This window comes from Streptomyces sp. MMS24-W38, from assembly GCF_059889265.1.
In genome coordinates this window covers 5,441,061-5,465,855 of the sequence record NZ_JCBCPP010000001.1, presented here as the reverse complement: position 1 = coordinate 5,465,855, position 24,795 = coordinate 5,441,061, and the positions used below count along the sequence as shown (strand labels likewise).

The 24,795-nt window shown below is 72.0% G+C and carries 25 protein-coding genes, 1 tRNA gene and 1 pseudogene; 13 read left to right on the top strand and 14 right to left on the bottom strand.

Annotation, left to right across the window (positions count from 1 at the left end):
- Window positions 1-33 precede the first annotated feature (33 nt).
- The 4 genes from mshC to AC6F7H_RS23915 all read right to left on the bottom strand — a co-directional run bounded on the left by mshC (window position 34) and on the right by AC6F7H_RS23915 (window position 3,557).
- Window positions 34-1,263: a cysteine--1-D-myo-inosityl 2-amino-2-deoxy-alpha-D-glucopyranoside ligase gene (gene mshC, locus AC6F7H_RS23930; protein WP_500758962.1), complete on the bottom strand. Its 1,230-nt coding sequence runs from the start codon at window positions 1,261-1,263 to the stop codon at window positions 34-36.
- Window positions 1,264-1,389: 126 nt separating this feature from the next.
- On the bottom strand, window positions 1,390-2,223 hold the full coding sequence (locus AC6F7H_RS23925) for an SCO1664 family protein (RefSeq protein WP_500758960.1): 834 nt from the start codon (window positions 2,221-2,223) through the stop codon (window positions 1,390-1,392).
- A complete protein-coding gene (locus tag AC6F7H_RS23920) occupies window positions 2,187-2,777 on the bottom strand; it encodes a DUF3090 domain-containing protein (RefSeq protein ID WP_109380493.1) in 591 nt (196 codons plus the stop codon). Before AC6F7H_RS23920 ends, AC6F7H_RS23925 begins: the two co-directional genes overlap by 37 nt.
- A gap of 93 nt (window positions 2,778-2,870) precedes the next feature.
- Window positions 2,871-3,557, bottom strand: a complete 687-nt coding sequence (locus tag AC6F7H_RS23915) for a histidine phosphatase family protein (RefSeq protein WP_500758959.1) — start codon at window positions 3,555-3,557, stop codon at window positions 2,871-2,873.
- Window positions 3,558-3,665: 108 nt separating this feature from the next.
- Between AC6F7H_RS23915 and AC6F7H_RS23910 the strand changes: the two are divergent.
- A pseudogene (locus AC6F7H_RS23910) lies at window positions 3,666-4,695 on the top strand (magnesium and cobalt transport protein CorA).
- A gap of 23 nt (window positions 4,696-4,718) precedes the next feature.
- Here the strand turns inward: AC6F7H_RS23910 and AC6F7H_RS23905 are convergent.
- Window positions 4,719-5,507 (bottom strand): ferritin-like domain-containing protein, encoded by a 789-nt coding sequence (locus AC6F7H_RS23905; RefSeq protein ID WP_500758958.1) that lies wholly within the window; start codon window positions 5,505-5,507, stop codon window positions 4,719-4,721.
- Window positions 5,508-5,785: 278 nt separating this feature from the next.
- Window positions 5,786-6,841, bottom strand: coding sequence for an LLM class F420-dependent oxidoreductase (locus AC6F7H_RS23900; RefSeq protein WP_457457281.1), 1,056 nt, complete (start codon window positions 6,839-6,841; stop codon window positions 5,786-5,788).
- A 179-nt stretch (window positions 6,842-7,020) separates the two neighbouring features.
- Here AC6F7H_RS23900 and AC6F7H_RS23895 point away from each other — a divergent pair, with 179 nt between their 5' ends.
- Together AC6F7H_RS23895 and AC6F7H_RS23890 are read left to right on the top strand one after the other, a co-directional pair.
- Window positions 7,021-8,007: an aldo/keto reductase gene (locus tag AC6F7H_RS23895; RefSeq protein WP_500758956.1), complete on the top strand. Its 987-nt coding sequence runs from the start codon at window positions 7,021-7,023 to the stop codon at window positions 8,005-8,007.
- A complete protein-coding gene (locus tag AC6F7H_RS23890) occupies window positions 8,004-10,268 on the top strand; it encodes a helix-hairpin-helix domain-containing protein (protein ID WP_500758955.1) in 2,265 nt (754 codons plus the stop codon). Before AC6F7H_RS23895 ends, AC6F7H_RS23890 begins: the two co-directional genes overlap by 4 nt.
- 79 nt (window positions 10,269-10,347) lie before the next feature.
- On the opposite strand, the gene AC6F7H_RS23885 is transcribed toward AC6F7H_RS23890, so the two are convergent.
- The gene (locus tag AC6F7H_RS23885; protein WP_500758954.1) at window positions 10,348-11,064 is read right to left on the bottom strand and encodes a hypothetical protein; all 717 of its coding nucleotides are present in this window, start codon (window positions 11,062-11,064) and stop codon (window positions 10,348-10,350) included.
- 47 nt (window positions 11,065-11,111) lie between these two features.
- Here AC6F7H_RS23885 and AC6F7H_RS23880 point away from each other — a divergent pair, with 47 nt between their 5' ends.
- Entirely contained in the window at window positions 11,112-11,300 is a 189-nt protein-coding gene (locus AC6F7H_RS23880; protein WP_109380500.1) for a DUF5703 family protein, read from the top strand.
- Window positions 11,301-11,381: 81 nt separating this feature from the next.
- Here AC6F7H_RS23880 and AC6F7H_RS23875 read toward each other — a convergent pair whose 3' ends face one another.
- The 3 genes from AC6F7H_RS23875 to AC6F7H_RS23865 form a co-directional block, all read right to left on the bottom strand.
- On the bottom strand, window positions 11,382-12,101 hold the full coding sequence (locus tag AC6F7H_RS23875; protein WP_500758953.1) for a chaplin: 720 nt from the start codon (window positions 12,099-12,101) through the stop codon (window positions 11,382-11,384).
- A 162-nt stretch (window positions 12,102-12,263) separates the two neighbouring features.
- Complete coding sequence (gene chpH, locus AC6F7H_RS23870) at window positions 12,264-12,497, bottom strand: chaplin ChpH (protein WP_363044676.1); 234 nt, start codon at window positions 12,495-12,497, stop codon at window positions 12,264-12,266.
- Window positions 12,498-12,646: 149 nt separating this feature from the next.
- On the bottom strand, window positions 12,647-13,972 hold the full coding sequence (locus tag AC6F7H_RS23865; RefSeq protein WP_500758952.1) for a M20/M25/M40 family metallo-hydrolase: 1,326 nt from the start codon (window positions 13,970-13,972) through the stop codon (window positions 12,647-12,649).
- 208 nt (window positions 13,973-14,180) lie between these two features.
- On the opposite strand from AC6F7H_RS23865, the gene AC6F7H_RS23860 reads away from it, so the two are divergent.
- Window positions 14,181-14,268, top strand: a tRNA-Leu gene (locus tag AC6F7H_RS23860).
- 133 nt (window positions 14,269-14,401) lie between these two features.
- A complete protein-coding gene (locus tag AC6F7H_RS23855) occupies window positions 14,402-14,776 on the top strand; it encodes a YchJ family protein (protein WP_500758951.1) in 375 nt (124 codons plus the stop codon).
- 6 nt (window positions 14,777-14,782) lie between these two features.
- On the opposite strand, the gene AC6F7H_RS23850 is transcribed toward AC6F7H_RS23855, so the two are convergent.
- Window positions 14,783-15,484, bottom strand: a complete 702-nt coding sequence (locus tag AC6F7H_RS23850) for a FadR/GntR family transcriptional regulator (protein WP_500758949.1) — start codon at window positions 15,482-15,484, stop codon at window positions 14,783-14,785.
- A 136-nt stretch (window positions 15,485-15,620) separates the two neighbouring features.
- Here AC6F7H_RS23850 and AC6F7H_RS23845 point away from each other — a divergent pair, with 136 nt between their 5' ends.
- The 4 genes from AC6F7H_RS23845 (at window position 15,621) to AC6F7H_RS23830 (ending at window position 19,438) form a co-directional block, all read left to right on the top strand.
- Window positions 15,621-16,139, top strand: coding sequence for a gluconokinase (locus AC6F7H_RS23845; RefSeq protein ID WP_500758948.1), 519 nt, complete (start codon window positions 15,621-15,623; stop codon window positions 16,137-16,139).
- Between the two features lie 87 nt (window positions 16,140-16,226).
- Window positions 16,227-17,624 carry a GntT/GntP/DsdX family permease gene (locus AC6F7H_RS23840; RefSeq protein WP_500758947.1) on the top strand — a complete coding sequence of 466 codons (1,398 nt, stop codon included), beginning with the start codon at window positions 16,227-16,229 and terminating at the stop codon, window positions 17,622-17,624.
- A 12-nt stretch (window positions 17,625-17,636) separates the two neighbouring features.
- Window positions 17,637-18,398 carry an SDR family oxidoreductase gene (locus tag AC6F7H_RS23835; RefSeq protein ID WP_500758946.1) on the top strand — a complete coding sequence of 254 codons (762 nt, stop codon included), beginning with the start codon at window positions 17,637-17,639 and terminating at the stop codon, window positions 18,396-18,398.
- 14 nt (window positions 18,399-18,412) lie between these two features.
- Window positions 18,413-19,438, top strand: coding sequence for an L-idonate 5-dehydrogenase (locus AC6F7H_RS23830; RefSeq protein WP_500758945.1), 1,026 nt, complete (start codon window positions 18,413-18,415; stop codon window positions 19,436-19,438).
- 95 nt (window positions 19,439-19,533) lie between these two features.
- Here AC6F7H_RS23830 and AC6F7H_RS23825 read toward each other — a convergent pair whose 3' ends face one another.
- A complete protein-coding gene (locus AC6F7H_RS23825) occupies window positions 19,534-21,075 on the bottom strand; it encodes an APC family permease (protein ID WP_500758943.1) in 1,542 nt (513 codons plus the stop codon).
- An 80-nt stretch (window positions 21,076-21,155) separates the two neighbouring features.
- The gene (locus AC6F7H_RS23820) at window positions 21,156-22,106 is read right to left on the bottom strand and encodes a hypothetical protein (protein WP_500758942.1); all 951 of its coding nucleotides are present in this window, start codon (window positions 22,104-22,106) and stop codon (window positions 21,156-21,158) included.
- 282 nt (window positions 22,107-22,388) lie between these two features.
- Between AC6F7H_RS23820 and AC6F7H_RS23815 the strand changes: the two genes are divergently transcribed.
- The 3 genes from AC6F7H_RS23815 to AC6F7H_RS23805 are packed head-to-tail and all read left to right on the top strand — an operon-like array spanning window position 22,389 to window position 23,708.
- The gene (locus tag AC6F7H_RS23815) at window positions 22,389-22,940 is read left to right on the top strand and encodes an NUDIX hydrolase (protein WP_500758940.1); all 552 of its coding nucleotides are present in this window, start codon (window positions 22,389-22,391) and stop codon (window positions 22,938-22,940) included.
- Window positions 22,941-22,977: 37 nt separating this feature from the next.
- Complete coding sequence (locus AC6F7H_RS23810) at window positions 22,978-23,370, top strand: YidH family protein (RefSeq protein WP_500758938.1); 393 nt, start codon at window positions 22,978-22,980, stop codon at window positions 23,368-23,370.
- Window positions 23,367-23,708, top strand: coding sequence for a DUF202 domain-containing protein (locus AC6F7H_RS23805; RefSeq protein WP_500758936.1), 342 nt, complete (start codon window positions 23,367-23,369; stop codon window positions 23,706-23,708). Before AC6F7H_RS23810 ends, AC6F7H_RS23805 begins: the two co-directional genes overlap by 4 nt.
- Before the next feature lie 46 nt (window positions 23,709-23,754).
- Here the strand turns inward: AC6F7H_RS23805 and AC6F7H_RS23800 are convergent, their stop codons facing one another.
- Window positions 23,755-24,699 carry an NADP-dependent oxidoreductase gene (locus AC6F7H_RS23800; protein WP_500758934.1) on the bottom strand — a complete coding sequence of 315 codons (945 nt, stop codon included), beginning with the start codon at window positions 24,697-24,699 and terminating at the stop codon, window positions 23,755-23,757.
- Window positions 24,700-24,795: the final 96 nt, after the last annotated feature.

The following is a 24,795-nucleotide window of genomic DNA, read 5'->3' as shown; positions in this document are numbered from 1 at the left end:
CGACCGTTCGCTCCTGTCGTGGGGCGCCGGCGGCTACAGGGCCACGCCGAGCAGGGCGTCCACCGCACGGGAGACGATGCCGGGCGCGCCCGCGTCCGTCCCGCCGTTCTGCTCCTGGGCCAAGGCCCAGCGGTCGACGGCGGCCAGGGCGGCCGGGGCGTCCAGGTCGTTGGACAGGGCCTCGCGGATCTCCTCCACGAGCGCCTCGGCGGGCGGACCGTCGGGGCGGGAGACGGCGGCCCGCCAGTGTTCGAGCCGGGGCCCGGCATCCAGGAGGACCTGGTCCGTCCATTCCCAGTCGGCGCGGTAGTGGTGGGCGAGCAGCGCCAGCCGGATCGCCGCCGGGTCGACGCCGTCGCGCCGCAGCCGGGACACGAAGACCAGGTTGCCCTTGGACTTGGACATCTTCTCGCCGTGCAGGGCGACCATGCCGGCGTGGACGTACGCCTTGGCCATGGGGAACTCGCCGGTGAGCACCTGGGCGTGCGAGGCGCCCATCTCGTGGTGCGGGAAGGCCAGGTCGGAACCGCCGCCCTGGACGTCGAAGCCCATGCCCAGATGGTCGAGGGCGATGGCCACGCACTCGATGTGCCAGCCGGGCCGGCCCCTGCCGAGCGACCCGCCGTCCCAGCTGGGTTCGCCCTCGCGGGCGGCCATCCAGAGCATCGGGTCGAGGGGGTTCTTCTTGCCCGGGCGGTCCGGGTCGCCGCCTCGTTCGGCGGACAGCAGCCGCATGGCGGCCGCGTCGAGGTTCGAGACCCGCCCGAAGTTCGGGTCGGACTCCACGGAGAAGTAGACGTCGCCCTCGAGTTCGTAGGCCGCGCCGAGGTCACGCAGTCGTTCGACGAGCGGGACGATGCCGGGTATCGCCTCCACCGCGCCTATGTACTGCTGCGGCGGCAGCATCCGCAGGGCCGTCATGTCCTCGCGGAAGAGCCGGGTCTCCCGCTCGGCGAGCGCGGCCCAGTCGACGCCGTCCCGCTCGGCCCGCTCCAGCAGCGGGTCGTCGATGTCGGTGACGTTCTGGACGTAGTGAACCTGCCGCTTGGTGTCGAGCCACACGCGCTGAACGAGGTCGAACGCGTTGTACGTCGCGGCGTGTCCGATGTGGGTGGCGTCGTACGGGGTGATGCCGCAGACGTAGATACGGGCGACGGGGCCGGGGTCGAGCGGGGTCAGGCCCCCGGTCGCGGTGTCGTGGATCCTCAGGTCGCGCCCCTGACCGGGAAGGGCGGGGACCTCGGAAGCGGGCCAGGCATGCATCTCATGAGCGTAACCGGACCGCGGTCCCCAATACGAACCGGAGCGGCTCGGACGACCGGGAAGGCACTCTTGCGCACCACCGCCGGACGTGCCCCGTCGCGCGGGAACCGCGTGCCGGCGCCCGGGTCAGACGGGTGGCCAGGGAATCGCCGGCCACCGGCCGCCGGGCTGCGGATGGGCGCCGGAGGCGAGCAGGGACGCCACCCGCGCGCGGGTGGCGTCGATCTCCGCGCGGGTGATCAGCGGGGCCAGCGAGGCGGCCAGCGCGCCGCCTTCGGCGAGTGCCTTCCCGAGGACCTCGAGGACGTCGCGCACCTCCTCGGTCAGCGGTTCCCCCGCCCAGCCCCACAGCAGGGTGCGCAGCTTGTCCTCGGCGTTGAAGGTGACCCCGTGGTCGATGCCGTAGAGCCGGCCGTCCCGCGTGGGCAGGAGGTGCCCGCCCTTGCGGTCGGCGTTGTTGATCACCGCGTCGAGCACGGCCAGCCGCCGCAGCCGTACGTCGTCGGCGTGCACGAGCAGCGCGGTGCGTCCCTCGCCCACCTCGGCGAACCCGACCGCCTTCCAGCCGGGTCCGGGCTCCTCCCGGTCCACCAGCGCGAGCAGTTCCGCCTCCGGCGCGGCCTCGATCCACAGCTGGCACATGCCCTCGCCGTGCGGCCCGTCCCGCAGCACGGTGGGCGGCACCAGTCCCCAGCCGGTCGCCTCGGAGACCTGGTACGCCGCGACCTCGCGCCCGGCGAGCGTCCCGTCGGGGAAGTCCCACAGGGGGCGCTCCCCCGCGACGGGCTTGTAGACGCAGGCGGCCTCACGGCCCTCGTGGGTCACGATGCAGTACAGCGCCGCGTTCGACGCCTCACGGATGCGTCCGCGCACGGTCAGCTCGCCCTCGGCGAGCAGCACCGCGTCCGCGGGGTCGGCGGTGGTCACGCCCCGCGGCGGTATCCGTTCTGGCGCGGACATACGTGTCCTTCCGGGTCGAGGGGGAGGCTGCACAGCGGGCACGGCGGCCGTCCCGCGTTGACGACGTCGAGGGCGCGCTTGGCGAAGGCACGGGCCTGGACACCGGTGAGCCGGACCCTGAGCATCGGGGGCCCGTTCTCCTCGTCCTGGAGCAGCCGCTCCTCCGCCTCGGCGAGGTCCTCCTCGGACTCGGCGTCCAGTTCGACGAGTGCCTGCGCCTCGACGATCATGCACTCCTCCTCGCCGTCCCAGGCGAGGGCCATGGTTCCGACGCGGAACTCCTCCTCCACCGGGGAGTCCAACGGGGCGGTGTCGGCGATCTCGGCCGGTGCCACGGCGGGCACCGCGGCGCTGCCCCCGCTACGGCGCACGACCTCGTCGAGCAGTTCGTCCATGCGCTCGGCGAGCGCGGCGACCTGGGTCTTCTCCAGAGCCACGCTGGTCACCCGGGAGCCGGCTGAGGCCTGGAGGAAGAACGTACGGCGCCCTGGCAGTCCGACCGTACCGGCCACGAAACGTTCCGGCTGGTCGTAGAGGAACACCTGACGGGACACGTCCTGTCTCCATTGAGAGTCGTGGGTACGGGGATCAGCCAAGACGGCTGACGCGGCGCTGCTGTGACCGCTTCACCCTACTGCGGCCGACGATCACGGTGCGCCCGCACCGCCCCCGACCGGGGCGTCGTCGGCGGGCGGCTCCTCGCGCGGCACCAGGGAGGCGAAGTCACCGGTGTCGCCGAGTCGGACGAGGTAGGGGCGCAGCCGTGTGTAGCGGATCGCGGTGATGGAACACGGCTCGACGGAGATCCGCTGGAAGAGGTCGAGATGAAGTCCGAGCGCGTCCGCGACGAGGGACTTGATGATGTCCCCGTGCGAGCACATGAGGTACACGGCGTCGGGGCCGTGATCGCGTTCCACTCGCGCGTTCCACTCGCGCACCGCCTCGGCGGCGCGTGTCTGCATGGCGCGCATGGACTCCCCGCCGGGGAAGGCGGCCGCCGACGGATGGGCCTGCACCACCTCCATGAGGGGTTCGTCCTTCAGTTCGGCGAGCTTGCGGCCGGTCCAGTCGCCGTAGTGGCACTCCCCGATGCGTTCGTCGGTGTGGGCGGTGAGGCCGGGCCGGGCCCTCAGCAGCGGCTGGATCGTCTCCTGGCAGCGCTGGAGAGGGCTGGCGACGATCTCGGAGAGGGGCAGCTCGGCGAGCCGTCCGGGCAGCGCGGCGGCCTGCGTGGCCCCGCGTTCGTCCAGGGCGACGCCTGGCGACCAGCCGGCGAGCAGTCCCTCGGTGTTGGCGGTGGATCGTCCGTGCCGGACCAGGAGCAACGTGGGCATGCGGACCAGGGTAGGCGCACGCGCGTGTGCCGTCAGGTGCTGTGCCGGGTGGGCCGGCGGTTGTGCCGCCGGGCGTACCGGCCGGCTGGTGAAGGGAGATCGCGTTCCGTGATCGTCGACTGTGCCGTCTACCGGGACGGGCACCGTACGGAGGGGCCCGAGGACTTCTCCGGCGCGCTGGAGGACGCGCGGGAGGCGAAGGGTTTCGTCCGGATCGGGCTGCACGAGCCGACGACGGACGAGTTCGCCCTGGTCTCGCGGGAGTTCGGCCTTCATCCTCCCCCACAGCCCTGAACGGGCATGGGAGGTACCCCCAGCGGTCGAGGACGCCCTCAAGGCACATCAGCGGCCCAAGCTGGAGGTGTACGACGACTCGCTGTTCATGGTCCTCAAGCCGGTCGAGCACGAGCCGGACGGCGCCGTCGTCTCCACCGGCGAGGTCATGATCTTCCTGGGCGACTCGTTCGTGGTGACCGTCCGGCACGGCGAGGGCTCCCCGCTGAACACCGTACGCAGCCGGCTGGAGCACGAACCGGAGCTGCTGGGCAAAGGACCGACGTAGGTGGTGTACGCGATCGCCGACGCCGCCGTCGACCACTATCTCGTCGTGGCGACCGAGCTGCAGACCGATCTGGAGGAGCTGGAGGCGGAGGTCTTCTCACCGGAGGGCGCCGGCACCCGGCTCACCGCGTCCCGGATCTACACCTTCAAGCGGCATGTCCTGGAGTTCCGCCGGGCGACCGGGCCGCTGACAACGCCGATGGCGCGGCTGACGGAGGCGGGCGTGTTCGGTGCGGCGGTGCCCCTCGTGTCCAAGAAGGCGCGCCCCTTCTTCCGTGACGTGCACGACCACCTCACGCGCGTGAACGATTCCGTGGAGGGGATGGACCGGCTGGTCTCGGACATCCTCTCGGCGCATCTGGCCCAGGTGAGCGTCCGTCAGAACGACGACATGCGGAAGATCTCCGCGTGGGCGGCCATGGCCGCGATCCCCACCATGCTCGCGGGGATCTACGGCATGAACTTCGAGCACATGCCGGAACTGCGGTGGGAGTGGTCCTATCCGGCGGTGATCCTGGTGATGGCCGCGCTGGAGGTGCTCCTGTACCGGTTGTTCAAGCCGCGCGGGTGGATGTAGCGGGGCGTGGGCCCGTCCAGGGGTCAGGCGAACTCGGGCTCGGTGCTCGCGGGGCCGCCCAGGGCGTCGCGGCGTTCCGGCATCCTCAGGGAGACCATGCGGCGCCAGCCGCCCAGGCGCTCGTAGGCGTACACCGCGTGGATGCCGGCCGCCAGGAGCGCCCCTCGGGCCCGGGACCAGCCGAGGATGTCTCCCATCCGGGCCATCACCGCGAGGCTGACGTCGCGGTGGACGCGGATCTCGGTGAGCGCGCACGCGCGCAGGGTGCGCTGGATGGCTCGGCCGTGCCCGGCGTACGCGAGGCGCAGCAGTTCCTCGTGGCAGTAGGCGAGGTGGTTGTCCTCGTCGTGGGAGATCATCGTGACGGCGCGGCCGAGTTCGGGGTGGTCGGCGAAGTGTTTGCGGAGCAGTTCCATCTGCTCGGAGGCGCGCTGCTCGGTGACGCGGCTGTGCGCGAGGTAGACGACGATGTCCTGGACGGTGAGCGGTTCGTCGCGCCTGAGCCTGTCGTGCGCCAGGCCGATACCGCTCCGCTCGAGGAGCATGGTGTAGTCGGTCTCGGGCGGGACGGGGACCGGTCGCACGCCGCGCTTCTTCATCAGGGCGTCGAAGATGCGGCCGTGCTTGTCCTCGTCGGCGCCGTGTCTGGTGATCTTGGGGGCGAGTCCTCGCTGGCTCTCGGGAACCAGGGCCGCGATCCGGGCGTTCTCCCAGCCGCCCTGCGCCTCGCCGCCGGCGGCGATGGAGCAGAACAGCGCGAAGGAGTCGTCGTCGTCGAGGATCTCCTGGAACAGACTCTTGGCCGACAGCATCTTGGGCCCCTCTCCACAACGATTCCGCACGTTCCCTGGCCCGGTGGTTCCGTGGTCCGGTGTTCCGTGGTCCGCGAAGAACGAGTCAATTGCGAGGAGGCGCGCACGGCAACAGGTGTGCCCGGCAACTCCGCCAAAAGGAGGACGGGCGCGGGGACACGGGGGCGTAACCGGAGCGGGCTGCCGGGCGTTGTGATGGGGGACGGCCGTGGCGGGGAAGACCCCCGAGCCCCCGCCACGGCCGTGGAGACTTCACCTGCGGCGCCCCGGGGCAGGGCCTACGCGAGGCCCGCGCGCTCCAGCGCCTCGGTGCCGGCGCGCAGGGAGGCGAGGCGCTCGTCGAGGGTGAAGCCCGCGGGGGCGAGGGTGAGGGTGGTGACCCCCGCTGCCGCATAGGCCTTCATCCGGTCCGCGATGCGGTCCACGGAGCCGAGCAGCGTCGTGGAGTCGATCAGGTCGTGCGGCACGGCCGCGGCGGCGCCCTGCTTGTCGCCCGACAGGTACTTGTCCTGGATCTCGGCGGCTTCCCGCTCGTAGCCCATGCGCCCGGCGAGCTGGTTGTAGAAGTTCTGCTTGCGGCTGCCCATGCCCCCGACGTACAGCGCGGTGTAGGGACGGAAGGTGTCGGCGAGGGCGGCGACGTCCTTGTCGTCGCCGACGGCGAGCGGGAGCGTGGGGCAGATGTCGAAGCCGTCGAGGGTCTTGCCGGCCTTCTCGCGGCCCGCCCTGATGTGCTTGACGGCGGTGTCCTCCAGGTGGTCGGCGGAGGGGAAGATCAGCAGCGCGCCGTCGGCGATCTCACCGGTCTGCTCGAGGTTCTTCGGGCCGATCGCGGCGATGTAGAGGGGGATGTGCTCACGCTGCGGGTGCACGGTGAGCTTGATGGGCTTGCCCGGACCGCCGGGCAGGGGCAGGGTCCAGTGCTCACCGTCATGGGAGAGACGCTCGCGCGTCATGGCCTTGCGGACGATCTCGACGTACTCGCGGGTCCGTGAGAGGGGCTTGTCGAACTTGACGCCGTACCAGCCCTCGGAGACCTGCGGGCCGGACACGCCGAGACCGAGGCGGAACCGGCCGCCGGAGAGGGAGTCGAGGGTGGCGGCGGTCATCGCGGTCATCGCGGGCTGGCGGGCGGGGATCTGGAAGATGGCCGAGCCGACGTCGATCCGCTCGGTCTGGGCGGCGACCCAGGTGAGCACGGTGGCCGCGTCGGAGCCGTAGGCCTCGGCGGCCCAGCAGACCGCGTATCCCAGGCGGTCGGCCTCCTGCGCCACGGCGAGGTTGTCCGAGTCCATTCCGGCACCCCAGTAGCCGAGGTTGATCCCGAGCTGCATGACCCTCTCCCCTTACCCATCAGTAACGTCGCTTGCGGTGACCCTATACCGCCGACGGCCGGGCCGGGGGGCGGTGCCGCGCCGTGGGAGATCGGACCGAGGGGACCTGGGGAAACCCGGGGGAATCAGTTGTCCACAGGTACCCACACCGCAGGTGTCGGCCAGTAATCTCGGCGTTCATGGAGCAGAGGCATCTCGGCCGTACCGGCCTGCGCGTGTCCCGCATCGGTCTCGGGACCCTGACCTGGGGTCGGGACACCGACGAGCACGACGCCGCGGACCTCTTGAAGACGTTCTGGGAAGCGGGCGGGACCCTCGTCGACACCGCCGACGTGTACGGCGACGGGGAGGCCGAGTACCTGCTCGGGCAGCTCATGGACGGGCTGGTGCCCCGCCGGGACCTCGTCATCTCGACGAAGGCCGGGAGCGTACCGGACCCGGAGCGCAGATTCGACGGCTCGCGCGGCCATCTGCTCTCCGCGCTGGACGCCTCGCTCGCCCGTCTCGGCACCGATCACGTCGACGTGTGGCACGTCCACGCCTACGACCCCTCCACCCCGCTGGACGAGACGCTCCAGGCCCTCGACATCGCCGTCGCCAGCGGGCGTGCCCGCTATGCCGGGGTGTCCAACTTCTGCGGCTGGCAGCTGGCCAAGGCGGCGACCTGGCAGCTCGCCGCGCCGGGGGTGCGGGCCCGGTTGGCGAGTATCCAGATGGAGTACTCGCTGCTCCAGCGGGGCGTGGAGCGGGAGGTGCTGCCGGCGGCCGCCGACACGGGGATCGGGATCCTGCCGTCCTCGCCACTCGGGCGGGGCGTACTGACCGGCAAGTACCGGGGCGACGCCCTGCCGCCGGACTCCCGGGGTGCCTCCGAGCACATGGCGCCGTTCGTCGCGCCGTATCTCGACGACACGGCGAGCAGGATCGTGGACGCCGTGACCACGGCGGCGGACGGGCTCGCCGTGACCGCGCTCCAGGTCGCCCTCGCGTGGGTGCGGGACCGGCCGGGCGTGGCCGCTCCCATCGTCGGCGCGCGCAACGCTCGGCAGCTCGCGGCGGCACTGTCAGTGGAGGCGCTTAGTCTTCCTGACGAGATCTGCCGGGCGCTCGACGACGTGTCGGCGCCCGTGCACCGCTATCCCGATCACGACTGGAGCACGCTGTGAGCACGGAGCCGTCCGAGAGCGCGGAGCCGTCCGAGAGCGCGGAGCCGTCCGAGACCGCGGAGGACGCCGAGCCGGGGACGCCGGACGAGTCGGCCCGGACCGCACGGGCCGGGGCGGAGGCCACCTCGGACACCGCCTCCGGTGACGCCTCCGCGTCCGCGGAGACGGAGGACGGTGGGGGCGGGGACGCGGCCGGGGGGCGACAGGTGTCCGAGGCCGAGGCCGAGTTGCTCGCGCAGCGGGCCGAGCGGGAACGGATCGAGCGGCGGAAGGCGGAGCGGCGGGAGCCGATCGAGGCCGGCGCCAAGCTGAGCGGCCGGGCCGCCGATCTGCTCGCCGCCGTGCGGGCCGTGGAGAGCGGTGAGAAGCCGGTGGCCGCCGTGTTCGAGGAGGCAGGGCCCGCGCCGCGGCGGCCCGCTCCCGAACCGGCGCGACCGGCGCCGCCGATGACCGTCGAGGCGGCCCCCGCCACCGAAGTGGTCGCGGCCGTAAGCGCGGTGCTGGCCCAGGGCGGTGCACCCGAGACGCTCGCCGTACGGACCGCCGGAGTGCTGGGTGAGGGGGCCGAGGAGGCCCTGCGCGCCGATCCGTGGCAGTTGCTGCGGGTGACCGGTGTCCGGCCCGCGCAGGCGGACGGGTTCGCCCGTGCGCTGCTCGGCTCCGCTGCCGGGCCGGACGACGCGCGGCGGGTGCGGGCCGTCACCGGGTGGCTGCTGGAGCAGGCCGCGGCGGCCGGGCACACCGCGTTGGAGATGTCCGTGCTGACCGCCGCCCTCGAGCAACAGGGGGTGCCGGATGCCGAGGGGGCCGTGCGGAACGCGATCTCGGACGGTGACGTCCTCGTCTTCCAGGACCCGGTACCGGAGGCAGGCGTTCCGGTACCGCAGCGGGGCGGTGCCGGAGCCGGGCAGAGCGAGGACGGAGCGGAGGAGGAGCGGCCCGTCAGGGTCCTCGTGGGGCTGGAACGGTACGCGATGGCCGAGGAGAGCCTCGCCGACGGCCTGGCCCGGCTCGTCGGCTCCGCTCCCCGGCAGGACGGTCCGGGCGCGGAGTGGGAGCGGGCCGCCGCCTCGGCGGGCGGCTCCGGGGGTGAGCTGATCCGCGCGGTCGCCGGCCACGGCCTCGTCCTGCACACCGGTGGGCAGGCGTCCCTCACCGAGCCGGCGGCCCTGCTGCGGGCGGCGCAAGGGCTCGGGCTGCGCGCCTGGGCCGCCGCACACGGCCCGATCGGGCGCGCCCGGTTCGCGGCCCTGCTGGAGGCTGCCGGGGCGGCCGACGGTGCCGGAGCCGGAGCCGAGGGCTCCGGGATCGCCACCGTCGCCGGGCTGCTGTCCGGTGCCGAGGGGCCGGGGCGGGACGCCGACGGGGCGCTGCGACTGGATCTGCTCGTCGTCCTGGACGCTCCTCAGCTGGACGTCGAGGCGGCCGCGCTGGTCACGGAGTCGCTGCCGGACGGTGCCCGGCTGGTGCTGGCCGGGGATCCGGGGGTGCTGTGGTCCGTCGGTCCGGGACGGGTGTTCGCAGATCTGCTGGCGGCGCGCGCCTGCCCGCAGATCGCCTCCCGGCGGCCGGATCCGGGGCCACTGGGCGAACTGGTCTCCGGTATCGGCGTCGGTGAGCTGAACCAGGTGGCGGCGCCCGGCAAGGAGGTCGTCATCGTGCCGGTGCGGGATGCGGGCGAGGCCGTGCACCGGACCGTGCAGCTCGTGGTGGACTCGGTGCCGCGCGCGATCGGGGTGCCGGCCGAGGAGACGCAGGTGATCGCCCCGGGGCACGGGGGCGCGGTGGGCACGCGCGCGCTGAACGCCGCGTTGAAGGAGCGGCTCAATCCGGGGCCGGGGCGCTTCGGCGGATTCGACCCGGGCGACCGGATCGCCTACTCCCCCGCCCGGGGCCGTACGGTGCCGGGCCGGGTGGTGCGGGCCGACGCCGACGGCCTGCACCTGTCCTGCGCGGGCGAGGCCGTCGTCGTACCGCAGGAGCGCGTGGAGCAGTCCGTACGGCATGGATGGGCGCTGACCGCACACCAGGCCGTGGGGTGCCGGTGGCCCGCGGTGGTCGTGGTGCTGCCGGGCGACGCCGTTCCGGCGTTGAGCAGGCCCTGGGTGTACACCGCGTTCAGCCGGGCGGAGCGCCATCTGTCCGTGGTGCACGGTGTGGAGCAGGCGCTGCCGCACGCCGTGGCGGAGGTGGCGGCCAAGCCCCGGACGACCCGGCTCCCGGTGCTGCTGGCGCCGCAGATTCCGGCAGCGGCCGGCTGACTCCCGCCACCCGCGACGGCGACGGCGGTGACACCGAGGGTGTCACCGCCGTCGCCGTGCGTCCGGGTCCCGGGCCCGGTCAGCGATCCGCTTCCAGGGGCTCCAGGTCCTCGTCCTCGTCCAGGATCCGCACCTGCCGGACCTCGAGGTCGTCGTCCCTGTCGTCGTCCCTGTCGTCGTCGAGGTCCTCGTCCAGGTCCTCGTCGAAGACCGCGCTGACGTCGAAGCGGCACACGACCCGGGCCGGGTCCACCTGCTCGAACGGGGCCGCCAGCCATTCACCGGGCTCCGCCGGTTCGTCCGATGCCGTCACCCAGAGCGTGGAGTCCCCCTCCTCCAGGCCGAACTCCTTGTGCCGGGATGCGATCTCGTCCGGTTCGTACTCGCCGAACAGGACGCCGAGCGCGCCGTGGACGGTGTCCGAGGCGTCCGAGCCCTCCTCGTCGTCCGCCGCCTCGATCCGCTGTGCGTGCGCCAGCAGCCGCTGCGGCTCCACGACGGCGTAGTCGCGACGGATCAGCACACTCAGCGCGTTCGGCTCCTCCGGTCCGGTGTAGGGCGGCAGGGCGTCCTCCGCACCGGGGATCTCGAAGGGCGTCACCTCGTCGTGGCGGTCGTAGAGCAGTTCGTCGTACGCCTCAGCGGCCACGGCCAGCTCGTTGAACGCCTCGTAGACGGCCGGGTCGTCCTCCCCCGACCGGCGCTCGACCGCGGCCAGGTGGCGGTCGAGCGCGGTCTTGACCGCCTCGGCGGCGGCGCGTACCTCGGCAGCGGTGGGCTGCGCAGCATCAGACATAGTGCAGACGCTATCCGTACCGGGGCCCAGCACGCACAATAGATGCAATGCCGGAATACGAATTTGTCGACGTGTACGTACCGCGCGGGGTCTCCCGCAAGGAGACGGCACGTCTGCTGACGGACCACGCAGAGTACGGTCACTGGGAGTTGGACCGTCTGAGCCTGCTGCACGACGGCAGCCGCAAGGTGCGGTTGCGGCGGCGGATCATCCGCCAGGTACGCGCGACCTGGTGAGTTCGGGCCGCCTGTCGACAGCTACGAGATCAGCCACGGAGCGGGCCCCGCGGTCGCGGGGCCCGCTCCGTGTGACCGGTGTCACGCGGCGGCCCGTGCCTTGCGGTAGAGGACCGCTCCGGCGAGCAGCGCGCCCGCGCCGACCGGCAGGGCCAGACCCACCGGCAGCTCGCTGCCGGTCCGGGCGAGCTGCGCGTCGGCCTGGGGCGCGGCGACGGACCGGGGGCCCGGCCGGCTGCCCTGCGAGGGACCGGCCGGGGTCTCGTCGCGCGAAGCGGACGGCGTGCTCGGGTCGTCGCCGGGCTCCTGTGGCTTTGCCGGGGTGCCCGGGGTTCCCGAGTCGCCGTTGGCGCAGTCGTCGCCCGTGGCGGCGTTGCCGGCGCCGATGACGTCCACGCTGTTGCCGCAGACGTTCACCGGGATGTGGATCGGGGCCTGGATCTGGTTGCCGGAGAGCACGCCGGGCGAGCCGGCGGTGTGTCCGTCGGCGTGCGCACCTCCGTGGCCGCCGGAGTCACGGTGGTTGCCGGACTCGCCGTGGCCGGCCGAGGTGGAACCACCCTGGTTGGCACAGGAGTTGCCCACGGACGAGTTGAGGACGCCGACGACGTCGACGGTGTTGCCGCAGACGTTCACCGGCACGTGCACCGGCGCCTGCACCGTGTTCCCGGAGAGGACGCCGGGCGAACCCACGGCGGCGCCCTGCGCGCCGGAGTCGGCGTGGGCGACCCCGCCCGCGGCGGCGATCACGCCGGTGGCGGCGGCCACGGTCATCAGGCCCTTGCGAGTGACCTGTCGCATAGCTGAAATCCCTGCTTTCGACCTTGGGCCGGGAATTCCGTCCGCCGGATTCCCGGTGTTCCGACGTTCTGCGAGACCGGTCGGCCCCGGAGCGCATGGCGCGCCCCGGGGCCGACGAGCTCAAACACTGGAAATGCTTGCCCTAAGGGGCGAGGCACAACGTCACTGGTTGATGCAGACGTTGCCGACGGCGGGGTTCAGCAGCCCGATCACGGAGACCGTGTTGCCGCAGACGTTCACCGGGACGTGCACCGGGGCCTGAACGACGTTGCCCGAGAGGACACCCGGGGAGTGCACGGCGGCACCCTGGGCACCGGAATCGGCGGCGGCCATGCCCGCACCCGCGAGAACCAGCCCACCGGTGGCGGCGGCGACAGCGACGACCTTCTTGATCATTATTCCTCCTCGTTGGCAATGCGATCCCAAGTCGCGGATCACATCACGGGTAACGAGGAAGGAGTAATGAGGCTACGAGCTTATCGTCGCATTCACTCTTCCCGGTCAACTCCGCACGTCTGTACGATTGTTGGAACCGCCGGAATACCTCAGGAGGCGTCCAGGAACCGGTCGAGCACCCGCACGCCGAACTTCAGACCGTCCACCGGCACCCGCTCGTCGACCCCGTGGAACATGCCGGCGAAGTCCAGCTCCGGCGGCAGCTTCAGCGGAGCGAAGCCGAAGCAGCGGATACCGAGGTCGTCGAAGGACTTGGCGTCGGTGCCGCCGGAGAGCATGTACGGCACCGCCCGCGCGATCGGGTCCTCGGCGCCGAGCGCCAGTTGCATGGCGTCGACGAGCCGGCCGTCGAAGTCGGTCTCCAGCGCCTTGTCGGCGTGCACGTCCTCCCGCCTCACCCGCGGGCCGAGGATGCGGTCCAGGTCGGCCAGGAACTCCTCCTCGTACCCGGGCAGGAAGCGGCCGTCGACGTGGGCGGTGGCCTGGCCGGGAATGACGTTGACCTTGTAGCCGGCGCCGAGCATGGTGGGCGCCGCCGAGTTGCGCAGCGTGGTGCCGATCATGCGGGCGATGCCGCCGAGCTTGGCGAGGGTCTCCTCCATGTTCTCCGGGTCGAGCTCGGTGCCCAGGGCGTCGGAGAGCTCGTCCAGGAAGGCCCGTACGGTCTTGGTGACCCGTACCGGCCACTTGTGCCGACCGAGCCGGGCGACCGCCTCGCTGAGTTCGGTGATCGCGTTGTCGTCGTTGGTCATCGAACCGTGGCCCGCCGTGCCGCCGACGGTGAGCCGCATCCAGTGCATGCCCTTCTCGGCGGTCTCGACGAGGTAGAGGCGCAGCTTCTCGTTGACGGTGAAGGAGAACCCGCCGACCTCGCCGATCGCCTCGGTGACGCCCTCGAACAGCTCGGGGTGCTTGCGGACCAGATGCTTGGCACCGTAGGTGCCGCCGGCCTCCTCGTCGGCGAGGAAGGCGAGGACGATGTCGCGCGGGGGCTTGCGTCCGCTGCGCATGCGGTCGCGGACGACGGCCAGCGTCATCGCGTCCATGTCCTTCATGTCGACGGCGCCGCGCCCCCACACGCAGCCGTCGGCGATCTCACCGGAGAAGGGGTGGTGGGTCCAGTCCTCGGCATTGGCCGGCACGACGTCGGTGTGGCCGTGGATCAGCAGCGCGGGCCGTGAGGGGTCCTCCCCCTCGATACGGGCCACGGTGGAGGCGCGGCCCTTGTGGGACTCGAAGATCTGCGGTTCCAGGCCCACCTCGGCGAGCTTCTCGGCGACGTACTCGGCCGCCTTGCGCTCGCCGGGGCCCGAGTGGTCGCCGTAGTTGCTGGTGTCGATCCGGATCAGCTCGCGGCAGAGGTCCACGACCTCGTCCTCACCGGTGACGCCCCTGGCCGTGTCGGTCGCGCTCACGTGGTTCCTCCCGCTGTCGCTGCTGGTGGGTCCCCCTCATCCTCTCCCCTGGGCGCGTCCGCCCCAAGACCGGGCCCGGCCCGTCACACGGCGTTCACTCCGGGACGGGGCAAGCCCGGCAACGCGCCCACCGGGGTGATCAGCCACCCCGGAAAGCCTGGTAATGTTTACTTCGTCGCAGCGGGGAAACCCGCGCGTCAAACACCTTGTCCGGGTGGCGGAATGGCAGACGCGCTAGCTTGAGGTGCTAGTGCCCTTTATCGGGCGTGGGGGTTCAAGTCCCCCCTCGGACACCAGTGAGAACGAAGAAGGGCCCCTGATTTTCAGGGGCCCTTCTTCGTTGCCCGCTCGTCCGGGTCGGCGCGTCAAGCACAGGCCGCCGCGCACACCGGGCTTCCGCTTCGACGCCGACAGGACAGAATGGTCGTCATGACCACGCGTTCCTGCCCCTGCGGGCTGCCCGAGACGTACGAGGCTTGCTGCGGGCGGTACCACTCCGGATCCGCCGCCGCGCCGACCGCCGAGAAGCTCATGCGGTCTCGGTACTGCGCCTTCGTGCGGCTGGACGCCGGTTATCTGCTGCGGACCTGGCATCCGCGGACGCGGCCGGAGCGGGTGGATCTCGATCCGGGGATGCGGTGGACCGGGCTGGAGATCCTGGACACCGACGGCGGGTCCGCCTTCCACTCCACCGGGACGGTGACCTTCCGGGCGTCCTACCGGGGCGGCTCACTGCACGAGCGCAGCCGCTTCGAGCGGGTGGACGGGGCGTGGGTGTACGTCGACGGGGACTTTCTGAGCTGACGTCACTCAGGGCGCCAGGATGTCCAGTTCCTCGAGTGCGCCGACCGTGATCTGACGGGTCAGCTCCTCCGCGCGGACGGCGTCGCGCTCGCGGACCGCCTCCGCGACCTGGACGTGCAGCGTGACGGCGGCCGGGTCCGGGTCGTCGAACATCACGTCGTGGTGCGTGCGGCCGGCCAGGACCTCGGCGACGACGTCACCGAGGCGGGCGAACATCTCGTTGCCGGACGCGTTGAGGATCACGCGGTGGAAGGCCATGTCGTGGACGAGGTAGCCCTCCAGCTTGTGACCGCGTGAGTTGGCGACCATGCCGATGGCGCACTCGGTGAGTTCGGCGCACTGCTCGGCGGTGGCATGACGGGCGGCCAGGCCCGCCGCGACCGGTTCGATCGCCGAGCGCAGCACCGTGAGCGAGCGCAGCTGCCGGGGGCGGTCCGCGCCGGCCAGGCGCCAGCGGATGACCTGGGGGTCGTAGACGTTCCATTCGCAGGTCGGAAGGACCGTCACGCCGACACGGCGCCGGGACTCGACCAGGTGCATGGACTCCAGCACGCGGACCACCTCGCGCATCACGGAGCGCGATACGTCGAAGCGCTGGGCGAGTTCGTCGGTGCGCAGGACGCTGCCCGGCGGGTATTCGCCCGCGGTGATCTCGGGGCCGAGGGTGTCCAGTACACGGCCGTGCAGTCCTCGGCCCGTTGCGCTCATGGACACAGAGTACGGGGCAGATCACAGAAGAGAAAAGTCAGACGTTTGTGTCACACGCTCTTGTATTCGTCTTACCAATAGGTTTCAGTTGCCTCGACATCACGTGTCAACGAAGACATAAGACAGTGAGGCAGCGATGAACACCCCCCATGTCGTCGTGGTCATGGGCGTCGCCGGCACCGGCAAGACCACCATCGGTCCCCTGCTCGCGACCCGGTTCGACGTCCCGTACGCCGAGGCCGACGATTTCCACCCGGAAGCCAACATCGCCAAGATGTCGGCCGGCACTCCGCTCACCGACGAGGACCGACTGCCCTGGCTGGACGCCATCGGTGACTGGGCGCGCGGGCGGGCCGGTCTCGGCGGGGTCGTCAGCTGCTCGGCACTGAAGCGCGCGTACCGCGACCGGCTGCGGGCCGCCGCGCCCGGCGTGATCTTCGTGCACCTCACCGGTGACCGCGCGCTCATCGAGGACCGGATGTCGCACCGCGAGGGGCACTTCATGCCCACGGCCCTGCTCGACTCCCAGTTCGCCACGCTCCAGCCGCTGGAGCCGGACGAGGTGGGAATCGCCGTGGACGTGACGGGCGGCCCGGAGGAGATCACCGAGCGGGCGGCCACCGCCCTCGAGGCCCTCTCCGAGCCGGCTCCGTAGGTCCCGCCCCGGACCCCACATTCCCCGGGACACGCCCCCGTCGTCCCGGTTCTTTCTCCAACTCCCCGTACTGACAAGGGATCCACCGTGACCAGACTCAGTGTCGAGATGCTGGCAGCGGACGTACCCGAGCCGATCACCTCGGCCGGCCACGCTCAGCTGGGCATCGCCGTCCTGGCGGGCATCGCCGTCATCGTCCTGCTCATCACCAAGTACAAGTTGCACGCCTTCCTGGCGCTGACCATCGGGTCACTGGCGCTCGGCGCGTTCGCAGGGGCGCCCCTCGACAAGGCCATAGCCAGCTTCAGTGCCGGACTCGGCTCCACCGTCGCCGGTGTCGGCGTGCTCATCGCCCTCGGGGCGATCCTGGGCAAGATGCTCGCCGACTCCGGCGGCGCCGACCAGATCGTCGACACCATCCTCGCCAAGGCGAAGGGCCGCACCATGCCCTGGGCCATGGTGCTGATCGCCTCGGTGATCGGTCTGCCGCTGTTCTTCGAGGTCGGCGTCGTCCTGCTGATCCCGGTCGTGCTGATGGTCGCCAAGCGCGGCAACTTCTCCCTGATGCGCATCGGTATCCCGGCGCTCGCCGGTCTGTCCGTGATGCACGGTCTGGTCCCGCCGCACCCCGGCCCGCTGGTCGCCATCGACGCGCTCAGCGCCAACCTCGGCGTGACGCTGGCGCTCGGTGTGCTCATCGCCATCCCGACGGTGGTCATCGCCGGTCCGCTGTTCGCCAAGTACGCCGACCGCTGGGTGGACGCCCAGGTTCCCGACCGGATGATCCCGCAGCGCGCCTCCGAGGAACTGGAGAAGCGCCCCGGCTTCGGTCCGACCCTGTTCACCATCCTGCTGCCGGTCGTGCTGATGCTGGGCAGGGCCCTGGTCGAGATCGTCGTCGACGACCCGGAGAACGGCGTTCAGCGCGTCTTCAACGTCATCGGCTCCCCGATGATGGCCCTGCTCGCCTCCGTGCTCGTCGGCATCTTCACCCTGGGCATGCCCGCCGGGTTCAGCAAGGAGCGGATCTCGCAGCTGGTCGAGAAGGGGCTCGCCCCCATCGCGGGCATGCTGCTGATCGTCGGCGCGGGCGGCGGCTTCAAGCAGACGCTGATCGACTCCGGCGTGGGCCAGATGATCATGGAGATCTCCAAGGACTGGTCGATCCCGACGCTGCTGCTGGGCTGGCTGATCGCGGTGGCGATCCGGCTGGCGACCGGTTCGGCGACCGTGGCCACCATCTCGGCGGCCGGCCTCGTCGCGCCGCTCGCGGCCGACCTCTCGACCACGCACGCCGCCCTGCTGGTCCTCGCCATCGGCGCCGGCTCGGTCTTCTTCAGCCACGTCAACGACGCCGGCTTCTGGCTGGTGAAGGAGTACTTCGGCCTGAGCGTCGGCCAGACCATCAAGACGTGGTCGGTCATGGAGACGATCATCTCGGTGGTCGCCGGTGGTCTGGTCCTGCTGCTCTCGCTCGTCATATAGGGGTACGGAAAGATGACGGCTCATTCTCTGTTCGACATCAGCGGCCGCACGGCCCTGGTGACCGGCTCCAGCCGGGGTATCGGACTCGCTCTCGCCCGCGGACTGCTCGAGGCGGGCTGCAGGGTCGTACTCAACGGTCGGGACGGCGAACGCCTCGCCGAGGTCGCGGCCGAACTGCCGGGTGACGTCCACACGGCCGTGTTCGACGTGACCGACAGCGCCTCGGTGGCCGCGGGGATCGCGGATGTGGAGGAGCGGGTGGGCCCGCTCGACATCCTGGTCAACAACGCGGGCATGCAACTGCGGGCCCCGCTGCTGGAGTTCACCGACACCGACTGGCACCGCATCCTCGACACCAACCTCACCAGCGCGTTCCTGGTCGGCCGGGAGGTCGCCCGCGGGATGACGGAACGCGGCCACGGGAAGATCATCAACATCTGCTCGCTGCAGAGCGAGGTGGTCCGCCCCGGTATCGCGCCGTACGCGGCCACCAAGGGCGCGCTGAAGATGCTCACCAAGGGCATGTGCGCGGACTGGGGCCCGTACGGGGTCCAGGTCAACGGGCTCGGCCCCGGCTACATCGAGACCGAGCTGACCGAACCGCTGGTGAAGGACGAGGAGTTCAGCGCCTGGGTGCGGGGGCGGACGCCCGCCGGGCGCTGGGGGCGTACCGAGGACCTGGTGGGCGGGGTGCTGTTCCTCGCCTCCCCCGCGGCCGACTTCGTCGGCGGGCAGGTGCTGTACGTCGACGGCGGCATGACGAGCGTGCTGTGAAAGAGGTGGCGGAGATGCTCGGTTGCGTGATTCACGGTCAGGGCGACCTGCGGGTCGAGGAGCAGGCGGTGCCGACCCCCGGCCCGGGTCAGGCGCTGGTCGCCGTCCGGTACGGCGGGGTGTGCGGGTCCGACCTGCACTACTGGCGGCACGGCGGGGTGGGCGACTTCCGGCTCCGGGAGCCGATGCTGCTCGGGCACGAGGTCGTCGGCACCGTCGTCTCGTACGGTGACGGGGCCTCGGGCCCGGCCGCCGGCACGGCCGTCGCCGTGCACCCGGCGACCCCGTGCGGGGTGTGCCCCGAGTGCGTGGACGGGCGGCGCAACGTGTGCCGGGACACCCGTTACCTGGGCAGCGCGGCGCGCTTCCCGCACGTGCAGGGCGGTTTCGCGGCGCGGATCGTCGTCCCCGCCGAGCAGCTGCGTCCGCTTCCCGCCGGGCTGGAGCTGCGGCGGGCGGCTCTCGCCGAGCCGCTGTCCGTCGCCCTGCACGCGGTGCGGCGGGCCGGAGAGGTGGCCGGCCGGCATGTGCTGGTCACCGGGTCCGGGCCCATCGGCTGCCTGGTCGTGGCGGCGGCGAAGGCAGCCGGGGCGGCGAAGGTGACCGTCACCGATCTGCTGCCGAAGGCGCTGGAGTACGCGCGGGCCGCGGGCGCCGACACCCTCGTCCGCGCCGACGACCCGGACGACGCCGGGTGGCCGGCGGAGGTCGACGTGGCGATCGAGGCGTCCGGCGTGGCCGCGGGGCTGGAAGCCTGTCTGCAGCACGTGCGGCGAGGCGGAGTCGTCGTGCAGCTCGGCATGCTCCCGGCGGGGCAGAGCCCGTTCGCGGGCAACCTGGTGGTGAGCCGGGAGATCGAGCTGCGCGGGGCGTTCCGCTTCGACACCGAGTTCGACGCGGCACTCGACCTGCTCGCGGCCGAGCCGTCGTTCGACGACCTGGTCAGCGCGGTCGTGCCGGTACGGGACGCGGAGTCGGCGTTCACGCTCGCCGCGGACCGGAGCCGGTCCTGCAAGGTCCTGCTGGACTTCGCCTCCTGAGCCCTTCCGGCCACCGCCTTGCCTGTACGGCCCCGGCGGGTCCACGGACCCGCCGGGGCCGACGCGTTCCCTCGGACGTGCGTCGCCCGTCCGTCCTACGCGCCGCGCTCGGCCTCCTTGTCCAGTTGGAAGGCCTCGTTGCCGAGTCCGATGCTGGCGTGGACCTCGGGCGCGCGGGCGCGCAGGACCAGGCCCTGGACCAGGCCGGCGACGAGGGCCAGCCCGATGACGCCGGGCAGCAGCCGGCTCAGCACGGAGCCGGGGCCGGCGCCGACGAGTACGTCGAAGTCCTTGACGGTGTATCCGGCGATCACGACCAGGGCGAGGCCCGCCAGCGTCGAGGTGACCAGCCGCCAGGCCTGGGCTCCGGCGGCCCCGCGGCGGACGAAGAAGACGACGACGGACAGCGAGGCGATCGCCATCAGCACGATCACGCCGAGGGCGCCGATGTTGCCGAACCAGGTGAACAAGTGCAGGACGGGCGCGGTCGGGTCGCCGACCGGCTTGTCGTCGGTGAGTGCGAAGGCGAGGACGAGCACCACGGCGATGCCCGTCTGGAGCAGCGAACCGGTGCCGGGGGCGCCGCTGGTGCCGGTGGTGCGGCCGAAGGCGCCGGGCAGCAGGCCCTCGCGGCCCATGGCGAAGGCGTACCGGGCGACGACGTTGTGGAAGCTGAGCAGCGCGGCGAACATGCCGGTCACGAAGAGGACGTGCAGGACGTCCGTGAAGGTGCCGCCGAGCCGGGCCTCGGTCAGGTGGAAGAGCAGTCCCGCGCTCTGCTCCTGCGAGGTGGCGACGACATCGGCGGGGCCGGTGGCCACGGTGAGCGCCCAGCTGCTGATCGCGAAGAAGACGGCGACGCCGGTGACCGCGAGGAACATCACGCGGGGCACCAGGATGTGCGGCCGGCTGGTCTCCTCCGCGTAGACCGGGGCCTGCTCGAAGCCGAGGAAGGCGGCGATGCAGAAGCACAGGGCGGTGCCCACGCCGGCGCCGGTGAGGGTGTCCGGGTCGAAGGCGTGCAGTGACAGCCCTTCCTTGCCGGGGTCGGCGATGGCGGCGACGTCGAAGACGACGACCAGGAGCACCTCGATGACCAGCAGGACGCCGAGCACGCGCGCGTTGACGTCGATCTTCAGCCAGCCCAGCGCGCCGACGGCGACCGCGGCCGCGAGCGCCGGTGTCCACCAGGCGACCTCCAGACCGGCGTAGGTGGCGAAGAGCCCGGAGACCTCGAAGCCGAAGATGCCGTAGATGCCGACCTGGAGCGCGTTGTAGGCGACCAGCGCGACCATGGCGGCGCCCGCTCCGGCGGTGCCGCCGAGGCCGCGGGAGATGTACGCGTAGAAGGCGCCGGCGTTGTGGACGTGCCGGCTCATCTCGGCGTAGCCGAGGCTGAACAGCACCAGCACGGTGCCGAGGACCACGAAGAGCAGGGGCTGGCCGACGATGCCCATCACCGCGAATGTGGTGGGCATGACACCTGCGACCACCATGAGGGGGGCGGTCGCGGCGAGCACGGAGAGCAGCAGACCGCCCGTGCCGAGGCGGTCGGCGCGCAGGGCGCGCTCCTGCCCCTTGAAGGTGCTGATGCCGTCCGCTGCGGATCTGCTCGGGCTCGAACTGTCCGTGGTCATCGGGAGACCGTCCTTGGGTCGGAAGTGGTTGTCGGGCGTGACGCGGTGAGCTGGGTCGGCCGGATCGGGCTCGTGCGGGTTCATCCGGTGCCGAGGGCGGCTGCCCGCGCGGCGCGGAAGGCGGCGAGCGGGTCACGGTCGGGGTACGACCAGGGAGCCGGGGTGGCCTTGTCGCCGATGCGGTGGAACAGGGCGGCGGCCTCGGCGCCCCGGCCCTCGCAGAGCTTGGCGTGGGCGAGGAAGTTCAGGTCGATCAGGCGGCGCGGATGGCCTTCGTGCTCCCACTCCAACCACCAGTCGAAGGCGGCCTTCAGCACCTGCCGGGCACGGCGGCCCACCCAGTGGCCGGAGGCGGCCGGGTCGGCGCGCTCGTGGCCGGCGGCGGCGAGTGCGCGGTAGCGCTCGGCGTGCGCGATGACCGGCAGCATCGCCAGGGGGGAGTCGGCGGGCGCCTGTTCGGCGGACCAGTTGGCGAAGTCGTAGACCTCGTGCAGCGGGTCCGGGCCCGTCTCCACGCGGCGTTCGGCGAGCCAGGCGACCACCAGGTGGTGGGCGTGGTGGTGGTCCGCGTACCGGCTGCGGACCTGTTCGAAGATCCGCACCACGTCGCCCTCGGCGCCCTGGGCGCACTCCAGCAGCAGCAGACCGAGCCACGGGGTGGGGTCGGCGGGTGACGCCGCGGCAGCCCGGCGGCAGGCCTCGCGCGCGTGGGCCGCCTTCTCCTTGCCGCGCAGGGCGCGCCTCACCAGGGCCAGGGCGAGCAGGGCCGACGCGTCCCCGGAGTCGGGCTCGGCGAGCAGCCAGTCGCGGACCCAGGCGGCACAGGAGGCCTCCCGGGCGAGCACGGTGATCCGGTGGCCGCGGCGGTCCCAGTCGTCACCCGTACGGACGAGCAGCGAGCGGGCGTTCTGCCACCGGCCTTGCGCCAGCGCGGCCCGCGCGGCGACGAGTTCCTCGTCGTCGAGGGCCTCGTCGAAGGCCTGGGCCGCACGTCTGCGGGCACGGCCGAGGGGAGGCGGGGGTGGAGACACCGCGGACTTCCTCACGCGCTCTTCTTGTGGCTCGGCCCATGTCGGACGGTCGGTCGGTACGGCAGTGGTCGGCTGCCGATAGCCATGGGGCGATCACGGACAGCAAACCGGCAGCCAACAGTTGACGTCAAGGGCGCCCCAGTCATTACACGCGTCAACCAGTGTCCCGGACAGGTCACTTGGGATTCGGCGGCCGGGCTCACGTCCGTCCGGCGTGACAGAGCCGGCAGCTCCCGGAAGCCGTACCCGCCGCGGACGGCCGGTCCTGCTTGGATGGGACTCATGAGTGCCGCTGACGGACCCGCGCGTGCCGCCGACGAGATCCTCGACATCGTGGACGAGGACGACCGGGTGACCGGCCGGTCCCCGCGCGGTGAGGCCTACGCCCGGAAACTGCGGCACCGTTGCGCGTTCGTCCTGGCCAGGGATGCCGAGGGCCGGATCTTCGTGCACCGCCGCACCCCGACCAAGCTGGTCTTCCCCTCCCTGTACGACATGTTCGTCGGCGGGGTCGTGGGTGCCGGGGAGAGCTACGACGAGGCGGCCCTGCGCGAGGCCGAGGAGGAACTGGGCGTGTCCGGGCTGCCTCGCCCCGAGTACCTCTTCAAGTTCCTGTACGACGACGGCGCCGGCCGGACCTGGTGGTCCGCGGTCTACGAGGTCCGCTGCGACCTGCCCGTACGGCCCCAGGCCGAGGAGGTGGCCTGGCACACCTTCCTGACCGAGGCGGAGCTGGAGCGACGCCTGAGCGAGTGGACGTGGACACCGGACAGCCTGGCGGCGTACGAACGACTCAGGGCCACCCGGGCCCGGGAGCCAGAGCGTCCGAGCTAGATGCAGACCGGTCAGGGCGTTTCGGTAGGGTCGCGACGTGATCGACTTCGTACGGAACGTCCGGCTGTGGTTCGCGCCCGAGGACGTGCGGCAGGAGGGGGACACGCCCGACTACCGGTTCTCACTGGCGAACGAGCGTACGTTCCTGGCCTGGCTGCGCACCGCCCTCGCGCTGATCGGCGGCGGCTTCGCCGTGGACCAGTTCCTGCCGGACCTGCGCTGGGGCTGGCGGGTCGGGCTCGCGCTGGCACTGCTCGCCGCCGGGGTGCTGTGCGCACTGCGCGCGGTCGATCACTGGGTGCGCTGCGAGCGGGCCATGCGGCGCGGTGAGGACCTGCCGGTGTCCCGGTTCCCGGTGCTGCTGAGTCTCGTCGTCGCCCTCGTCGCCCTCGCGATGGTCTTCGTGGTGCTCGTCGGGTGGAAGGGGTGAGCGGGCCGGCCGGGACCCGGGCGGCCCGGGACCCCGGGCTGCAGCCCGAGCGGACCCGGCTCGCGTGGCGGCGTACGACCCTCGCGTGCACCGTCGCGTCCGTGCTCGCGGTGCGCATGGCGCTGCACGGCGGGGTGTCGGCCGCCGGGGTGGTCCTGTGCGCGCTGTGCTGTGCCTGCTGGCTGGGGTTCCTCCTGGTCGCCCACCGCCGGATCCACGTCCTCGCGGCTGCGGCCGCCCCGGCCGCGCCCTCCCCCCGGCGTCTCACCGCGGCGGTGTTCTGCACCGGGGCCCTGGCCGTGTGCGGGGCGGCCCTCGTCCTGCTGGACCGGACCTAGGAGCGCTGCCCGGGGAGGTCGGTGACGTGGCTTCCGGAAGGCCGCCTCACCGGTCCTCCGGCTCCCCGTCCACGGTGACCACGATCTTGCCCCTGGTCCGGCCCTCCTGGTTCAGCCGGTGGGCGTCCGCCGTGCGTTCCAGCGGGAACGTCTTCGAGACGTGCACGCGCACCGCACCCTGTTCCGCCAGTTCGGACAGGTGTCCGAGATCCCGGGGATCGGGGCGGACGAAGCAGTAGCGGCCCCCGTACTCCGCCACCGCGTTGTCGGCGATCGACGCGAGCCGGCCCTCGGGGGCCAGGAGGTCGGCCGAGGCCTTCAGGGTGTCGCCGCCGACCGTGTCGAACACCGCGTCCACGCCTTCGGGGGCGAGCCCCCGCACCCGCTCGGCGAGGCCCTCGCCGTAGGACACCGGTTCCCCACCCAGCTCGCGGACGAAGTCGTGGTTGTGCTCGCTCGCCGTACCGATGACCCGGGCGCCGAGGTGTGCCGCGAGCTGGACGGCGATGGAGCCGACGCCGCCGGCCGCGGCGTGCACCAGGACGGTCTCGGCCCGTTTCACCTCGAGGGCCCTGTGCAGCACCTGGTAGGCGGTGAGTCCGGCGAGGGGCAGTCCGGCGGCTTCCTCGAAGGACAGGTTGCGCGGCTTGCGCGCGAGGGCCCGTACCGGGGCGGCCACGTACTCGGCGAAGGTGCCGCGGGAGAGGAAGTCCTCACGCACATAGCCGATGACCTCGTCGCCGACGGCGAACTCGGGGACCGCGGCGCCGGGCCGTACGACCACACCCGAGACGTCCCAGCCGGGGATCACCGGGAACACCGGGGCCAGGACCGGGTCGAGATAGCCCTCTCGGCACTTCCAGTCGACGGGGTTGACGGCCGCCGCCCGCACCTTCACGAGTACCGAGTCCGGGCCGACCCGGGGGTCGTCGACCTCCCCGTGCTCGAGCACCTCGGGGCCGCCGTATCGCGCATAACTGATCGCCTTCATGGGGTAGACCCTCCGGCGTCGCCTCCCTCCGCGCAAGCCGGATGGCCGAACGGGCGTGTCGTGTGCGCGTGCGGTGGACGGGGCGTGGCTCCGGTC

Coding starts and splice junctions, on each gene's coding strand:
- mshC (WP_500758962.1), bottom strand. CDS start 1,263: ATGCATGCCTGGCCCGCTTCCGAGGTCCCCGCCCTTCCCGGTCAGGGG.
- AC6F7H_RS23925 (WP_500758960.1), bottom strand. CDS start 2,223: ATGTCCGCGCCAGAACGGATACCGCCGCGGGGCGTGACCACCGCCGAC.
- AC6F7H_RS23915 (WP_500758959.1), bottom strand. CDS start 3,557: ATGCCCACGTTGCTCCTGGTCCGGCACGGACGATCCACCGCCAACACC.
- AC6F7H_RS23905 (WP_500758958.1), bottom strand. CDS start 5,507: ATGCTGTCGGCCAAGAGTCTGTTCCAGGAGATCCTCGACGACGACGAC.
- AC6F7H_RS23900 (WP_457457281.1), bottom strand. CDS start 6,841: ATGCAGCTCGGGATCAACCTCGGCTACTGGGGTGCCGGAATGGACTCG.
- AC6F7H_RS23895 (WP_500758956.1), top strand. CDS start 7,021: ATGGAGCAGAGGCATCTCGGCCGTACCGGCCTGCGCGTGTCCCGCATC.
- AC6F7H_RS23885 (WP_500758954.1), bottom strand. CDS start 11,064: ATGTCTGATGCTGCGCAGCCCACCGCTGCCGAGGTACGCGCCGCCGCC.
- AC6F7H_RS23880 (WP_109380500.1), top strand. CDS start 11,112: ATGCCGGAATACGAATTTGTCGACGTGTACGTACCGCGCGGGGTCTCC.
- AC6F7H_RS23875 (WP_500758953.1), bottom strand. CDS start 12,101: ATGCGACAGGTCACTCGCAAGGGCCTGATGACCGTGGCCGCCGCCACC.
- chpH (WP_363044676.1), bottom strand. CDS start 12,497: ATGATCAAGAAGGTCGTCGCTGTCGCCGCCGCCACCGGTGGGCTGGTT.
- AC6F7H_RS23855 (WP_500758951.1), top strand. CDS start 14,402: ATGACCACGCGTTCCTGCCCCTGCGGGCTGCCCGAGACGTACGAGGCT.
- AC6F7H_RS23850 (WP_500758949.1), bottom strand. CDS start 15,484: ATGAGCGCAACGGGCCGAGGACTGCACGGCCGTGTACTGGACACCCTC.
- AC6F7H_RS23845 (WP_500758948.1), top strand. CDS start 15,621: ATGAACACCCCCCATGTCGTCGTGGTCATGGGCGTCGCCGGCACCGGC.
- AC6F7H_RS23835 (WP_500758946.1), top strand. CDS start 17,637: ATGACGGCTCATTCTCTGTTCGACATCAGCGGCCGCACGGCCCTGGTG.
- AC6F7H_RS23830 (WP_500758945.1), top strand. CDS start 18,413: ATGCTCGGTTGCGTGATTCACGGTCAGGGCGACCTGCGGGTCGAGGAG.
- AC6F7H_RS23825 (WP_500758943.1), bottom strand. CDS start 21,075: ATGACCACGGACAGTTCGAGCCCGAGCAGATCCGCAGCGGACGGCATC.
- AC6F7H_RS23815 (WP_500758940.1), top strand. CDS start 22,389: ATGAGTGCCGCTGACGGACCCGCGCGTGCCGCCGACGAGATCCTCGAC.
- AC6F7H_RS23800 (WP_500758934.1), bottom strand. CDS start 24,699: ATGAAGGCGATCAGTTATGCGCGATACGGCGGCCCCGAGGTGCTCGAG.